At 45.6% G+C, this 14,784-nt stretch carries 16 protein-coding genes; 15 read left to right on the top strand and 1 reads right to left on the bottom strand.

Features of this window, described 5'->3' with window-relative positions; genetic code table 11:
• Nucleotides 1-2: 2 nt before the first annotated feature.
• The gene (gene def / locus ACEE44_RS03310; RefSeq protein ID WP_013730579.1) at nucleotides 3-617 is read right to left on the bottom strand and encodes a peptide deformylase; all 615 of its coding nucleotides are present in this window, start codon (nucleotides 615-617) and stop codon (nucleotides 3-5) included.
• Between the two features lie 129 nt (nucleotides 618-746).
• On the opposite strand from def, the gene ACEE44_RS03315 reads away from it, so the two are divergent.
• The 15 genes from ACEE44_RS03315 (at nucleotide 747) to ACEE44_RS03385 (ending at nucleotide 14,675) form a co-directional block, all read left to right on the top strand.
• Entirely contained in the window at nucleotides 747-1,910 is a 1,164-nt protein-coding gene (locus tag ACEE44_RS03315) for an MFS transporter (protein WP_449171274.1), read from the top strand.
• 37 nt (nucleotides 1,911-1,947) lie between these two features.
• A complete protein-coding gene (locus ACEE44_RS03320) occupies nucleotides 1,948-2,574 on the top strand; it encodes a GNAT family N-acetyltransferase (protein WP_449171275.1) in 627 nt (208 codons plus the stop codon).
• Nucleotides 2,565-3,293 carry a pseudouridine synthase gene (locus ACEE44_RS03325; protein WP_449171276.1) on the top strand — a complete coding sequence of 243 codons (729 nt, stop codon included), beginning with the start codon at nucleotides 2,565-2,567 and terminating at the stop codon, nucleotides 3,291-3,293. Before ACEE44_RS03320 ends, ACEE44_RS03325 begins: the two co-directional genes overlap by 10 nt.
• Nucleotides 3,294-3,298: 5 nt before the next feature.
• Nucleotides 3,299-3,808 (top strand): hypothetical protein, encoded by a 510-nt coding sequence (locus ACEE44_RS03330; RefSeq protein WP_449171277.1) that lies wholly within the window; start codon nucleotides 3,299-3,301, stop codon nucleotides 3,806-3,808.
• Between the two features lie 141 nt (nucleotides 3,809-3,949).
• Nucleotides 3,950-4,168 (top strand): helix-turn-helix transcriptional regulator, encoded by a 219-nt coding sequence (locus tag ACEE44_RS03335; RefSeq protein WP_024378860.1) that lies wholly within the window; start codon nucleotides 3,950-3,952, stop codon nucleotides 4,166-4,168.
• Nucleotides 4,149-4,622, top strand: coding sequence for a DUF6773 family protein (locus tag ACEE44_RS03340; RefSeq protein ID WP_449171278.1), 474 nt, complete (start codon nucleotides 4,149-4,151; stop codon nucleotides 4,620-4,622). Before ACEE44_RS03335 ends, ACEE44_RS03340 begins: the two co-directional genes overlap by 20 nt.
• 217 nt (nucleotides 4,623-4,839) lie before the next feature.
• Nucleotides 4,840-6,108, top strand: a complete 1,269-nt coding sequence (locus ACEE44_RS03345) for a solute carrier family 23 protein (protein WP_449171279.1) — start codon at nucleotides 4,840-4,842, stop codon at nucleotides 6,106-6,108.
• Between the two features lie 195 nt (nucleotides 6,109-6,303).
• The gene (gene rpsO, locus ACEE44_RS03350; RefSeq protein ID WP_002938849.1) at nucleotides 6,304-6,573 is read left to right on the top strand and encodes a 30S ribosomal protein S15; all 270 of its coding nucleotides are present in this window, start codon (nucleotides 6,304-6,306) and stop codon (nucleotides 6,571-6,573) included.
• A 403-nt stretch (nucleotides 6,574-6,976) separates the two neighbouring features.
• The gene (pnp, locus tag ACEE44_RS03355) at nucleotides 6,977-9,196 is read left to right on the top strand and encodes a polyribonucleotide nucleotidyltransferase (protein WP_449171280.1); all 2,220 of its coding nucleotides are present in this window, start codon (nucleotides 6,977-6,979) and stop codon (nucleotides 9,194-9,196) included.
• Nucleotides 9,197-9,248: 52 nt separating this feature from the next.
• The gene (gene cysE / locus ACEE44_RS03360) at nucleotides 9,249-9,866 is read left to right on the top strand and encodes a serine O-acetyltransferase (RefSeq protein WP_449171281.1); all 618 of its coding nucleotides are present in this window, start codon (nucleotides 9,249-9,251) and stop codon (nucleotides 9,864-9,866) included.
• A 15-nt stretch (nucleotides 9,867-9,881) separates the two neighbouring features.
• Nucleotides 9,882-10,655 (top strand): nucleoside phosphorylase, encoded by a 774-nt coding sequence (locus ACEE44_RS03365; RefSeq protein ID WP_449171282.1) that lies wholly within the window; start codon nucleotides 9,882-9,884, stop codon nucleotides 10,653-10,655.
• A gap of 189 nt (nucleotides 10,656-10,844) precedes the next feature.
• Complete coding sequence (gene cysS, locus ACEE44_RS03370) at nucleotides 10,845-12,188, top strand: cysteine--tRNA ligase (RefSeq protein ID WP_449171283.1); 1,344 nt, start codon at nucleotides 10,845-10,847, stop codon at nucleotides 12,186-12,188.
• The gene (locus tag ACEE44_RS03375) at nucleotides 12,181-12,579 is read left to right on the top strand and encodes a Mini-ribonuclease 3 (protein ID WP_136670967.1); all 399 of its coding nucleotides are present in this window, start codon (nucleotides 12,181-12,183) and stop codon (nucleotides 12,577-12,579) included. Before cysS ends, ACEE44_RS03375 begins: the two co-directional genes overlap by 8 nt.
• Nucleotide 12,580: 1 nt before the next feature.
• Complete coding sequence (locus ACEE44_RS03380; protein ID WP_449171284.1) at nucleotides 12,581-13,435, top strand: helix-turn-helix domain-containing protein; 855 nt, start codon at nucleotides 12,581-12,583, stop codon at nucleotides 13,433-13,435.
• Between the two features lie 109 nt (nucleotides 13,436-13,544).
• Entirely contained in the window at nucleotides 13,545-14,675 is a 1,131-nt protein-coding gene (locus tag ACEE44_RS03385; protein WP_449171285.1) for an ABC transporter ATP-binding protein, read from the top strand.
• Nucleotides 14,676-14,784 lie beyond the last annotated feature (109 nt).

A 14,784-nucleotide genomic window follows, 5' to 3' on the forward strand; every position in this document is an offset into this window, starting at 1 on the left:
GTTTATTCAATTACCAACATGCCTTCTTTAACGGCAAATGGGTGTTCTGGGTCAATGCGGTCGTAGAACATGATACCGTTGAGGTGGTCGATTTCGTGTTGGACCACGATGGCATTAAAGCCTTTGAGTTTGATACGGTGCTTTTCTCCATTTTTGTCCATGTAATCAACAGTCACGCGCGCATGGCGGACAACGTAGCCTTGGACTTCGCGGTCAACGGATAAGCAGCCCTCGCCCCCTTCCATAGCAGCTTCTTGGACAGAATGTGCCACGATTTTAGGGTTGTACATGACCTCTTGGAGGGAGTAGGCTTGGGCAGGTGGGTTGCCTTCCTCATCTTCTGGATTTGGGACTAAGACAGCAATGATGCGTTTGGAAACGTCAATCTGAGGTGCAGCTAGACCAACTCCACCGCGGAGTTTCATTTTTTCAGCCATGACAGGATCCTGCGAATGTTTGAGGAATTGCATCATTTTTTCGCCTAAAATAATTTCCTGATCAGATAGAGGAAATGCAACTTCTTCAGCGACCTGGCGTAAGGTTGGATGCCCTTCACGGATGATGTCATCCATGTCAATCAAATGGGCAGCTTTTGTCAATCGTTCAATAACAGACATGATTCTCTCCTTTGAATATAGTTAAGATAAGTATAGCATGAAATGGGAGAGAATAAAAGTCGGACTTTTCTATCCATTCGCTTTCAAATCTGCTATACTAGTAAAAGACGAACGTTGAAAGGGAGAAAAATGAAAAGAATTTTAGAAAAAGCCAGTTTGCTGGCCCTATCCACCATGCTGGTTTCGACATTTGCTGTCTCGCCAGCTATTCCACAGATGATTGAGCATTTTGCTCAGCAGGGAATAGCAGCTAGTCAGGTAGAAAACTTAATCACAGTGACCTCCTTTGCTATTATGGCTGCTCTCTTGATGAATGGCTTGGTAGTCCGTTTCTTGTCTGAACGAAAGATTATCGTTGCAGGGCTCTTGTTGATGGCCATCGGTGGAGCTTTACCGGTGTTTCTAACCGCCTATCCCCTGATTTTACTGGCTCGTATCTTGCTTGGTTTAGGGATTGGCTTGATCAATGCGCGTGCGATTAATATCATCGGTAATTTTTTCACCGGTCAGGAGCGGGTGCAGATGATGGGCTTGCGTGGTTCAGCAGAGGTTTTGGGAAGTGCAGGGCTCACCCTCCTTGTCGGTTGGTTGACCCAGTTTGGTTGGCAACCTGCCTTCTTGGTCTACCTTTTTGCCTTAGTCATCTTGGCTCTCTTCCTTCTCTTTGTTCCCAAGGAGGAATTGCTGGCTCGCATGGAGGTAAAGGTTGAGGAGAATGCGCCCAAGGTCAAACTGGACAAGACCATGTGGAAGATGGGAATTTATCTGGCATTCTTAGCCTTCTTTGTTATCAACGTCAATACCTTTCTGACCATTCGTATTCCTCAGATTGTTTTAGCTAAGGGCATCGGTACTGCTCAGCAAGCCAGTCTCATTCTCAGTCTTATGCAGGTCATGGGGATTGTGGCAGGGACGGTCTTTAGTAGCCTGGTTGGTCGTTTGAAGGGTTGGCTTTTAGCTGTTTCCTACGTGGTCTTTGGACTCGCGGTTGTCGGCATTGCCTTTGCGGATAATCTCTGGGTGCTGGGACTCGGTGGTATGGTGTCAGGATTTTTCTACAGCATCATTCTAACCATTGTCTTTAGTCAGGTAACAGACCGTGCACCCAAGGCCTTGCTCAATGCGGTCATGACAATCGTCCTTATGGGCTGCAATATCGGCGGTGCGACATCTGCTATCTTGCCGACTTATCTGGAAAAACTCAACCCCACCCCAACAGGTGCCTTTGGTATTTACGCCATCGGCTGTGCCTTGATAAGCGCAGGCTTGATTTATAAACAACTGAAGAAGTAGGAGCGGATTTCCGTTTCTTTTTTGCTATAATGGATTTATGCTAGAAAATAACCGCTTGAATGAATTGCTCTTGCGCTTCCCCGAGGATGTTCAGTTGATTTTCAAAGACATGATTTCCTCTTATCAGCTGGGCTATGTGGATTATGTTTATCAGACAGATAGTTACGCCACCCAAAACCGTCGGATTAAAAATTTGTCTAAAAATTTTCGGAAGATGGATTACTTTTACATCATGCCCCTGCCCCAGGACTTGGCGCTGGAGATTGCCAATCAATGGCGCTATCAAGCCCCTTTGGACGCCTATACGATTAGTGCAAACCCCGAGACTTATGCTGAGATGATTTCACCAGAGGCGCGTGGGGACCGCTTTTTTGCAGTCATCCGCAATGCCGCCCTCATGGGCTATTTCTGTATGGACCAAGATGGCGAGACAGTTGCCATTCGTTTGGGCATGAAACCTTCTTTGACAGGTCAGGGAAATGGCAGAGCTTTCTATCAGGCTATTGAAGACTATATAGTAGAGCATGTTCAACCAGCTAGTATCAAACTGACAGTTGTTAGCTCTCATCAAGCAGCTCAAGCCCTCTTTCCTGCTCTTGGATTTGCAGAAAGAGAAAAGCAAGCAGAATACATCAAAATGGAAAAGAAATTCGTATGCGATTAGATAAATTTTTAGTGGATTGTGGTGTTGGCAGTCGGACAGAAGTCAAGAAGCTCCTGAAAAACAAGCAAGTCACAGTCAACGGCCAAGTTGAAACATCACCCAAACAGCAGATTAACGAAAAACAAGACCAGATTGCAGTAGCAGGTCAGGTCTTGAGCCATGAAACATTTGTTTATTATGTATTGAACAAGCCCAAGGGAGTTATTTCAGCCACCGAGGATGACCGCCATCGGACTGTTTTGGACTTGCTAGATGATACAGCTCGCCATAAGGAAATTTTTCCTGTCGGTCGTCTGGACATTGATACCCATGGTCTCTTGCTTTTGACCAACAACGGCCAGCTGGCCCATGCTATGCTATCTCCTAAGAAACATGTGGACAAACGCTACCGTGCACAGGTTGACGGGATCATGACCCAAGAGGATGTCGAGCGATTTGCGGCAGGAATTGAGCTGAAAGACTTTACCTGTCAGCCAGCCCAGTTGACCATCTTGGAGATGGATGAAGCCAAACAGACCTCACTGGTTGACATCACCATCCGAGAAGGGAAATTTCACCAGGTCAAACGCATGATGCAGGCCTGTGGCAAGACGGTGACAGACCTGCAACGATTGACCATGGGGCCACTTGAGATAGATCCAGCGCTGGCTCTTGGAGAATACCGCAGGTTGACAGAAGCGGAATTGACTAGTTTGAAAGTTTTTGGGGTAGAATTATGAGAAAAATGTTTAGACTGTTTCGTGCCCTCCCTTTAATTCTAGTAGCAGGGGCAGTTGTTTATCTTTCGATTTGGATGTGGATTGATAATGGGGATTGGACCTACATCATCGCCAGAGTATCTGGGATGACTGAGAGACACGCTAACAATCTGGCGCTTATTGCTATCGCCATTCAGTCCCTCTTTTTTACGTCCGATTGGTTTTATAGTCGTATCCGTTCCTTTCTCAATCGTCGTTTGGAACGCGCCAGAGGGCTCAATCGGCAAATTTATTTGGGCTACAAGGCTGGAGTTGAATTCCTGATGGCTCTGCCTAAACGGACCATCTTGTTTAGCTTTTATTTAATCTTGACCATTTTGAAAAACTTAGGTGTGATTGATAGTGCTAAAGATTATGCGGTGGTCATTGTCTTTATTATTGCCGTGGACCGTGTGACTAAAATATGGCCAGACGAAAAACGTAGAATGGTGGAGTTTAGCCAGAAGATTAAGAAACGAATTAAGAGTGTGGGATAAGTCAAGATTAAATATTTTAAGAAGGCAGGGCTGCCTTCTTTTTTGTTAAAAAAACCAAACAAAATGTAATATATATATTGCTCAATAGAAAATATAGTGTATAATATAATTATAAAAATACGAAAGGAGGACGGCTATGATATGAAGAACATACGACTTAAGCTTGCTCGTGTAGAAAAAGATATGACCCAAGGGGACTTAGCGGAGGCTATCGGAGTGACCCGTCAGACCATCGGTCTGATTGAGGCGGGGAAATACAATCCCAGTCTTAGTCTTTGTCTATCGATTTGCCACTGTTTAGGGAAAAGTTTAGATCAATTATTTTGGGAGGAACCAACTAATGAAAAAAATTGTGACTGATGAACGTGTTCGACAAGAAGAAAACCAAGTCTTTGCTTGGGTGGGCAGGACCATGAATACTCTTTTGCCTCTCTCATTTCTTTTCAAGAGTGTGGTTTTAAAGTGGTCTTTTGAGACCTATGTTTTTGAACTGGTTGCCATGTTGGTAGTTTCGGTCTATCTCTTTTACGGTTATTGGAGGAAGGGGCTTGATATGGAGCATGGGTCAGCTTGGAAAGGTTACCTTTATCTAGGAGGGGTAATTGGTGGCACAACAATTGTAATGGCTTGGACCAATTACCAGACTTATGGTCATCATTATACTGGCATTTGGGATGGACATTTTTGGGCAGTCGTTTTAACATTCTTTATTTCTATGACCTGTCTTGTTCTGCTATTGCTGAACATAGTATCTTGGGTAAATAGCTACCGTCAGAAGCAGGTGGAAAAAGAGTTGGAAGAAGAGCTTGAATAGACAATTGAGTTCGCCTTTCCTGCTCTGCCATTTTCCTAAAAAATAAAATTTTATAAAATTCCTTGCAAAAATCTTCCTCTTTGTGCTACAATACCAAAAGCGTAGGTTTTTAAACTCATCCCGTGAGGTGAGAAAGACAAGAGGAAAATCAATTAAGGGCCTATGACTATATATTTAGAAAGTCTGGGTCTTTTTGCGTACCCAGAATGGGAGATTTATGAGTACAAAAGCCAATCTTTTGTTTGATGTCCATGAGAAACCAGCACCCTTGCAAGGGATTTTGTTGAGTTTCCAGCACGTGTTCGCTATGTTCGGAGCGACCATTTTGGTGCCGCTGATACTCGGTATGCCAGTTTCGGTTGCCCTCTTCGCATCAGGTGTCGGAACTCTGATTTACCAAGTAGCGACCCAGTTTAAGGTGCCGGTTTACTTGGGTTCATCCTTTGCCTACATCTCAGCTATGGCCCTCGCCATTAAGGAAATGGGCGGCGATGTGTCTGCTGCGCAGACAGGTATTCTCTTTGTCGGTTTGATTTATGTGTTGATCGCTGCACTTGTCAAAGTTATCGGTACTAAGTGGATTGACAGCCTCTTGCCACCGATTGTCATCGGTCCTATGATTATCGTGATTGGACTTGGTCTTGCCAACTCTGCCGTGACTTCGGCAGGCTTTGTCGCAGACGGTGACTGGAGAAATGTCGTAGCGGCTATTGCTACCTTCTTGATTGCTGCTTTTGTCAATACCAAAGGGAAAGGCTTCGCCAAGATTGTTCCCTTCTTGATTGCCATCATCGGTGGTTACGTGATTGCTATCTTCCTTGGTCTAGTTGATTTCAAACCTGTGCTGGAAGCGGCGTGGTTTGAATTGCCAGGTTTCTACCTACCATTTGAAACTGGTGCCTTCAAATCCTACAATTTCTACTTCGGTCCAGAAATGATTGCCATCTTGCCAATCGCAGTGGTGACCATCGCAGAGCATATCGGAGACCACACGGTTCTCAGCCAAATCTGTGGTCGCCAGTTCTTGAAAGATCCAGGTCTCAGCCGTACCTTGATTGGTGACGGTGTGGCGACTGCCGTATCTGCCTTTATCGGTGGACCTGCCAACACGACTTATGGTGAAAATACAGGGGTTATCGGTATGACCCGTATCGCATCGGTATCCGTTATCCGAAACGCTGCCCTGATTGCCATTGCCTTCTCATTCCTAGGCAAATTTACAGCCCTTATCTCTACTATTCCAAGTGCTGTTCTTGGTGGTATGTCCATCTTGCTCTACGGCGTTATCGCCTCAAACGGTTTGAAAGTCTTGATTGAAAGCCGTGTTGATTTCGGTCAAGTCCGCAACCTGATTATCGCAAGCTCCATGTTGGTCTTGGGTCTTGGTGGAGCAGTTCTTAACATCGGTGCCATTACCCTTTCAGGAACAGCCCTCTCAGCCATTGTCGGCATCGTCCTCAACCTCATCTTGCCAAAAGCAGAATAAGTTAAAGTAACAGTCAGCGAAAGCTGGCTTTTTTTGAAAATAGCAGAGCTACTCAGCTAGTTTTCAAATCAGTTGACAAAAAAGACAATCCTTGATAGAATAAATGAGGTCCAAAAGGACAAATCTAGCTTTTTCTTGGTTACAGGTCGCCAACCTGTCACTCGGATTAGGCTCAAAAACAAAGGAGAACATATCATGGCAATCTCAAAAGAGAAAAAAAATGAAATCATGGCACAATATGCTCGTCATGAAGGCGACACAGGTTCAGTTGAAGTACAAGTAGCAGTACTTACTTGGGAAATCAACCACCTTAACGACCACATCAAACAACACAAAAAAGACCACGCAACTTACCGTGGTTTGATGAAAAAAATCGGTCGCCGTCGTAACTTGTTGGCATACCTACGCCGCACAGACGTTAACCGTTACCGTGAATTGATTCACTCACTCGGACTCCGTCGTTAATATAAGATACGGAGGCGTGAGAAGCAAAGTGAAATTAGGAAATTTTTGCAACAAGTTTACTTGTCAGAAAATTTATCTATTTCGCACAGCTTCTAGCCGAAGTTCAATTCAGATAGAACCTGGTTTCAGGTTCTTTTTTTTTTGTTTTTCCATTCTCTTTTTTCCGAGTTTTTAGGCTGTGCAAGGTATTGAGTTTTGCTTTAGTTTCTCTTTTTTGAGTTACTCATTCGTTTTTCATCTTATTTTAGCAGAAATTACTTTCTCAATTTCCCACATTTTCCATCAAATATGATAAAATATGAGGTATGCGTGGTTTTGTGCAAAAGAGAGTGAAACAAGCATGTTTGATTGTCTTTTGTAGAAAACACGCAAGAAAAATTTCAGAAAAAATAGGAGACAATTCATGTCAAAACAAGTATTTGAAACGGTTTTTGCTGGCAAGAAATTGGTTGTTGAAACTGGCCAGGTTGCCAAACAAGCCAACGGTGCGGTTGTTGTTCGCTACGGCGACTCCACAGTCTTGACTGCGGCGGTTATGTCCAAAAAAATGGCGACGGGAGACTTCTTCCCCCTCCAAGTCAACTATGAAGAGAAAATGTATGCTGCAGGGAAATTCCCAGGTGGCTGGATGAAGCGTGAGGGTCGTCCATCAACCGATGCGACCTTGACAGCCCGTTTGATTGACCGTCCGATTCGTCCAATGTTTGCGGAAGGCTTCCGCAACGAAGTCCAAGTCATCAACACAGTGCTTTCTTACGATCCAGATGCCTCTGCTCCAATGGCAGCCATGTTTGGTTCTTCATTGGCATTGGCAATCTCAGATATCCCATTCAATGGTCCAATCGCAGGTGTGCAGGTCGGCTATGTCAATGGTGAACTCATCATCAATCCTGACAAGGCTCAGATGGAAGAGTCCCTCCTTGACTTGACAGTGGCTGGTAACAAAGACGCCATCAACATGGTAGAGTCTGGTGCCAAAGAATTGTCAGAAGACACCATGTTGGAAGCCCTCTTGAAAGGTCATGCGGCCATCCAAGAACTCCTTGACTTCCAAAATCAAATCGTGGCAGCAGTCGGCAAGGAAAAGGCAGATGTGGAACTTCTTCAAGTGGACCCAGAATTGCAGGCTGAGATTGTTGCAGCTTATAATGACGATTTGAAAAAAGCGGTGCAGGTTGAAGAAAAATTGGCCCGTGAAGATGCGACCAATGTGGTGCGTGAAACGGTCATCGCAGCCTACGAAGAAAAATACGCTGAACACGAAGAATTTGACCGCATCATGCGTGACGTCCATGAAATCTTGGAGCTCATGGAGCACGCAGAGGTTCGTCGTTTGATTACAGAAGATAAGGTCCGCCCAGACGGTCGCCGTGTCGATGAAATTCGTCCTTTGGATGCAGAAGTAGATTTCCTACCTAACGTTCATGGATCGGGTCTCTTTACCCGTGGTCAAACGCAAGCTCTTTCTGTTTTGACCTTGGCTCCAATGGGTGAAACTCAAATCATCGACGGTTTGGATGATGAGTACAAGAAACGCTTCTTGCACCACTACAATTTCCCACAATACTCAGTGGGATCAACAGGTCGTTACGGAGCACCTGGTCGTCGTGAGATTGGTCACGGAGCCCTTGGTGAGCGTGCTCTTGAGCAAGTCTTGCCTAGCTTGGAAGATTTCCCATATGCTATCCGCTTGGTAGCAGAAGTTTTGGAATCAAACGGTTCTTCATCACAGGCTTCTATCACAGCTGGTACCCTTGCCCTCATGGCCGGTGGTGTGCCAATCAAGGCACCAGTTGCAGGGATTGCCATGGGTCTGATTTCTGACGGTACCAATTACACCGTCTTGACCGATATTCAAGGTCTTGAGGACCACTTCGGCGATATGGACTTTAAGGTAGCTGGTACCCGTGATGGTATCACAGCTCTTCAAATGGATATTAAGATTGACGGTATCACACCACAAATCTTGGAAGAAGCCTTGGCACAAGCTAAGAAAGCTCGCTTTGAAATCCTTGATGTGATTGAAGCAACTATCTCAGAAGTTCGTCCTGACTTGGCACCAACTGCACCGAAGATTGATACCATCAAGATTGATGTGGATAAGATTAAGATTGTCATCGGTAAGGGTGGCGAAACTATTGATAAGATTATTGCAGAAACTGGCGTGAAAATCGATATTGACGAAGACGGTCTTGTAGCTATCTTCTCACCAGATCGCGCTGCGATTGAACGAACCAAAGAAATCATTGCAGGTCTTGTTCGTGAGGCAAAAGTGGACGAAGTATTCCAAGCAAAAGTGGTTCGTTTGGAGAAATTCGGTGCCTTTGTCAACCTCTTTGACAAGACTGATGCTCTGGTTCACGTTTCTGAAATGGCCTGGACCCGCGTCAACAAACCAGAAGATTTGGTTGAAATTGGCGATATTGTTGATGTCAAAGTTATCAAGATTGATGATAAAGGACGTATTGACGCTTCTATGAAGGCTCTTCTTCCAAAACCAGAAGGTTATGTGGAGCCAGAAAAACGCGAGCGTTCAGACAAACCTCGTCGTCCAAGAGACCATAAAGAGAAAAAAGATAACAACTTTGGCGAATTCAAATTCCACAAAGTTGAAAAGAAATAAGCTGAGTAGACAAGTTCGGTAGCGGGCTTGTCTTTCGCTAGAAGGAGTGACTATGGGTTGGTGGAAAGAAACCATTGAAATTGTAAAAGAAAAAGATCCGGCGGCACGGACCAGCTTGGAAGTCCTTTTGACCTACCCTGGTGTCAAGGCCCTGGCCGCCCACCGTCTCTCCCATTTTATGTGGAAGAAAGGTTTCAGGCTATTGGCTCGGATGCATAGCCAGTTCTGGCGTTTTTGGACCAATATTGAAATTCATCCAGGAGCCGAGATTGCTTCGGGAGTTTTCATTGACCACGGGGCCGGGCTGGTCATCGGGGAAACCACCATTATCGAATCAGGTGTTATGCTCTACCATGGGGTGACCTTGGGAGGTACAGGTAAGGATTGCGGTAAGCGTCACCCGACCGTGCGAAAAGGAGCCTTGGTTTCTGCCCACGCCCAAGTCATTGGCCCCATTGAGATTGGGGAAAATGCTAAAGTGGGTGCGGCTGCCGTTGTTCTAGCCGATGTTCCAGCCGATGTGACAGTAGTCGGCATGCCAGCTAAAATCGTCCGTGTACATGGTCAAAAAGATGAGAAGGTCATTCATGACATGGAAGGTGGTCGTGAATACTACACGACTAAGCTTGCGGAATTACGAGAGGCCAGCCACCATTCATCGCATTTGTAGAAGAAAGGACAGTTTATGCTACTAGAAGAATTTGAAAACACCTCTGCAGTTATTGAACCAACGAACAAAGCTATCCGTGGTGGCGGAGAGGTATGTGACACCATGATTTTCTCCTTCAATGGGGAAATCGTGGACCGAGTAAGTCAGCTAGCTGAAAGCAGGGAAGGTGGTCATCTTCAGACATTAAATGGTCGTCATCCTTGGTATATTTTGGAGAGCGATGGACTGCAGGTTGCGGTCATGTTGGCAGGAATAGGTGCTCCAATGGCAGTTGGTCATCTGGAAGAGCTGAAAGCCTGTGGTTTTGAAAATTTTATCGTTCTTGGTTCCTGCGGTGTGCTGGATAAGTCGCTTGCTGCGGATAAGATTATCCTTCCTAGCTCTGCTCTTCGGGATGAGGGGACTAGCTACCACTACGCTCCTGTCAGCGATGAAATCAGCTATGACCCTGCTTTGCTATTGACCATGGAAAAAGCCTTGGACCAAGCAGGAATCGAACACGTGCGGGCTAAGACCTGGACCACGGACGCTTTCTTTCGGGAAACAGCTGCCAAGGTCAAGCGTCGCCTAGCTGCTGGTGCCATGGTGGTCGATATGGAAGCTTCTGCTATCATGGCCTGGGCAAACTTTCGTCAGGCCAAGGTCTATCAATTTTTCTACACGGCAGACTATGTGGACCACCACAAGAATGAATGGGATGCCCGTCGAGAGGAACGGACGGCTGACAGTATGACCTTCTTTGAAGTGGCCATGGCGATTGCAAGAAAATTAGAAAGTAGATCATGTTAAAAAAATTAGTAAGACAAAACTGGCCTTATGTGTTGACCGCCATTGCTGGGACAATTATGTTTATCCTTAAATTCTCTCAAGGAAGCTGGCAGGTAGGGATGATTTGGTTGGCCGCGACAGCTTATTGGCTAGTAAAATTGTATCAAAAGTATCAAGTCCTAAAGAATACTCAGAAGTAATGGAGAAACTATGATTAAAATTTACGATACCATGACTCGCAGTTTGCGTGACTTTGTGCCCTTGGAAGAGGGCAAGGTCAAGATGTATGTCTGCGGACCAACGGTTTACAACTATATCCATATCGGAAATGCCCGGAGTGTCGTGGCTTTTGATACCATCCGCCGCTATTTTGAATACCGTGGCTTTGATGTAGCCTACATTTCTAACTTTACGGATGTGGATGACAAGATTATCAAAGCTGCTAATGAAGCTGGCATGACAACCAAGGAACTTTCTGATAAGTTTATCGCAGCTTTCAAGGAAGATGTGGCAAAACTGGGTGTCAAGCCAGCTACCAAAAATCCTCGTGTCATTGACTACATGGATGAAATCATCGATTTTGTGCAGGTCTTGATTGACAAGGGTTACGCCTATGAAGCGGCTGGCGATGTTTATTTCCGTGTGGAACTGGCTGAAAATTATGCTCGCTTGGCCAACAAAACCCTGTCTGACTTGGAGGCTGGTGCTTCTGGTCGGGTTGAGGGAGAAGGTCAACTGAAAGAACATCCTTTCGACTTTGCTCTGTGGAAAACTGCCAAGCCAGGCGAAGTTTCTTGGGAAAGTCCTTGGGGAGCGGGTCGTCCAGGTTGGCATATCGAGTGTTCAGTCATGGCGACAGAGATTTTGGGAGCTACCATTGATATTCACGGTGGTGGTGCGGACTTGGAATTCCCTCACCATACCAATGAAATCGCCCAGTCTGAGTGCAAAACAGGTCAAACCTTTGCTAACTACTGGATGCACAATGCCATGCTCAATATCAACGATGAGAAGATGTCCAAGTCTTTGGGCAATTTCCTGACAGCCCATGATATGTTGGAACAAATCGACGGGCAGGTCTTGCGCTTCTTCCTATCTACCCAGCACTACCGCCGTCCACTCAACTACACTGAGAAGGCTATTTCAGATGCGGAAATCAATCTCAAATATCTGAAAAATACTTATACACAACCTGTGCAAAACTCTGTGGATAAGTCAGCTCTTGAATTACATCTGGCGGCCTTTGAAGCAGCCATGGATGATGATTTCAATGCGGCAAATGGGATTACGGCTATCTTTGACTTTGCCAAATGGATCAACTCAGGCAATTACGATGAAACTGTAAAAGAAGCCTTTGGCAAGATGCTCGCCGTCTTTGGTATTGTCTTTGAAGAAGAAGTCTTGGATAGCGAGATTGAAGCCTTGATAGCAGAACGTCAAGCAGCGCGTGCCAATCGGGACTTTGCGACGGCTGACCGTATTCGTGATGAACTGGCAGCCCAGGGCATCAAGCTTCTTGATACTAAAGACGGTGTGAGGTGGACACGTGACTAAGGCAGTAGATGTCAATCTCATCAATGGAATTGCCCTGGCTTTTGAAGGGGATGCTGTCTATTCCATGTATGTCAGACGGCACTTGATTTTCAAGGGACTGACCAAGCCCAACAAATTGCACGGAGAGGCTAACAAATACGTTTCCGCCAAGGCACAGGCAAGTCTGATTTCCGCCCTCTTAGAAGCTCAGCTATTGACCGAAAAAGAGGAAGAAATCTACAAGCGGGGAAGGAATAGCCATAGCCACACCAAGGCCAAGAATGCGGATGTAGTTACCTATCGGATGTCCACAGGTTTTGAGGCGGTTTTGGGCTATTTGCACATGACCGAGCAGATGGAACGCCTGGATGAACTGGTGGGCTGGTGTATTGACAAAATAGAAAGGGGATAAGATGAACGAGAAGGAACTTGCAGGTTGGTTTCCGCAGGCCAGGTTGTCGCGGGAAGCGGGCAAAAACACTCTGGCTCTGGGCGACGGTCGCTATCTGAATCTGGCGGATGCGGATTTGACAGAGCGGGAACGCTATCTCTTGTCCTTGTTGTCACATCCTCAAGAGCAGAAGCCGTCTAGCCCTTGGCAGTCCTACCTACAAGGTCAGGGCTCGCTGCCCCAGGCGGTTGAGGCTATTCAGTTTGTCCATGTCCACCTTTGGTCGCAGAAGGAAGCTCAGCTGGACGCTTGGCAGACCATGATGACCGACCTTTTGCCCAGTCATTTGGCTCAGGTTCAATTGACGGCTCAGGACTACCTCTTTATCCTGGAGCAAGGCACTTGGACAGACTATCAAAGTCTTTTGGCAGACACCCTGTCGGCCTTGGAGTTCGACTTCGGCTTGCGATTGACCCTATTGGTCGGACAGGTCTGGCCCCGTCAACTCGCAGACCACTGGCCCCAACTTTATCAAGCAGAGGCTGCCCTTTTCGCTCACTGGCAAGCACACTACCACCAATCAACTGTCCTCTCTTTGAGTCAACTTTTTCTTTGGGGACAAGGCAGAGCAGGCTTGGAGCTTAGTCTGATAAAAGCCAGTATGTTAGAGCTGATTGACCAGCAAGATATGCAGGACATCATTCTATCCCTATGGACAGAGGGAGCCGTGGTCACTAAGACCGCTCAGGTCCTCTATATCCACCGCAATACCCTTCAATACCGATTGGACAAGTGGCAGGATATGACTGGTCTCCAACTTAAAGACCTAACTGACTTGAGTTTCTGTTATCAAGTTTTATTAGATAGAATTTACTAATCTTTTGTGCAAGATGTACAAAAGATTTTTTTATTTTTGTTCACATTGACATGGAAAAGTAAAGCGTTTTCATTTATAATAAAATCATCAAAGAAAGCGAGGATTGAACATGGTTCAACTTAATCTCAAAAATATCTATAAAAAATACCCAAATAGCGAGCATTACTCTGTTGAAGACTTCAACTTGGACATCAAGGACAAAGAGTTTATCGTATTCGTAGGTCCTTCAGGATGTGGTAAGTCAACCACTCTTCGCATGATTGCTGGTTTGGAAGATATCACAGAAGGGGAGGCTTACATCGACGGCGTTCTCATGAACGATGTGGCTCCAAAAGATCGTGATATTGCCATGGTATTCCAGAACTACGCCCTCTACCCACACATGACTGTATTTGACAACATGGCCTTCGGTTTGAAATTGCGTAAATACAGCAAGGATGAAATCAAGAAACGTGTAGAAGAAGCTGCACAAATTCTTGGCTTGACAGAATTCTTGGAGCGCAAACCAGCTGACCTTTCAGGTGGACAACGCCAACGTGTTGCCATGGGTCGTGCCATCGTTCGTGATGCAAAAGTATTCTTGATGGATGAACCTTTGTCAAACTTGGATGCCAAACTGCGTGTGTCCATGCGTACAGAGATTGCTAAAATCCACCGCCGTATTGGTGCGACAACCATCTACGTAACCCATGACCAAACAGAAGCTATGACCTTGGCTGACCGTATCGTTATCATGTCTGCAACTAAAAACCCAGCAGGTACAGGTACAATCGGTCGTATCGAGCAAATCGGTAGCCCAGAAGAGCTCTACAACCGTCCAGCCAACAAGTTTGTTGCTAGCTTCATCGGTAGCCCTGCTATGAACTTCTTCACAGTGACGCTTCAAGATGGTGTTCTTGTTGGGGATGGTTTCAAAGTAGCTCTTCCGGAAGGACGTCGCAAACACTTGGAAGAAAAAGGCTACAATGGTAAATCATTTACCCTCGGTATCCGTCCAGAAGATATCAAGGCTTCTCAGTTGGAATTGGACACTTATCCTTCTTCAATCGTAGAAGCAGAAGTAGTTGTATCGGAGCTTCTCGGTGCAGAAACCATGCTTTACTCTAAGGTTGGAAACACTGAATTCGTATCTCGTGTTGATGCGCGTGACTACCACAACCCAGGCGATAAAGTTCGCTTGACCTTCAACCTCAACAAAGCTCACTTCTTTGATGATGCGACAAGTAAAGCAATCGTATAAAATTGTTCATAAAACACCTGACCGTCAGATGCAAATCTGGCGGTTTTTGGCTAGGAACACATAAATACTTGTTATTGTTTCTTGAATTCTATATAATAAATATAGAAAA

The sequence above is a fragment of the Streptococcus sp. 32226D021BW genome, from assembly GCF_053545015.1.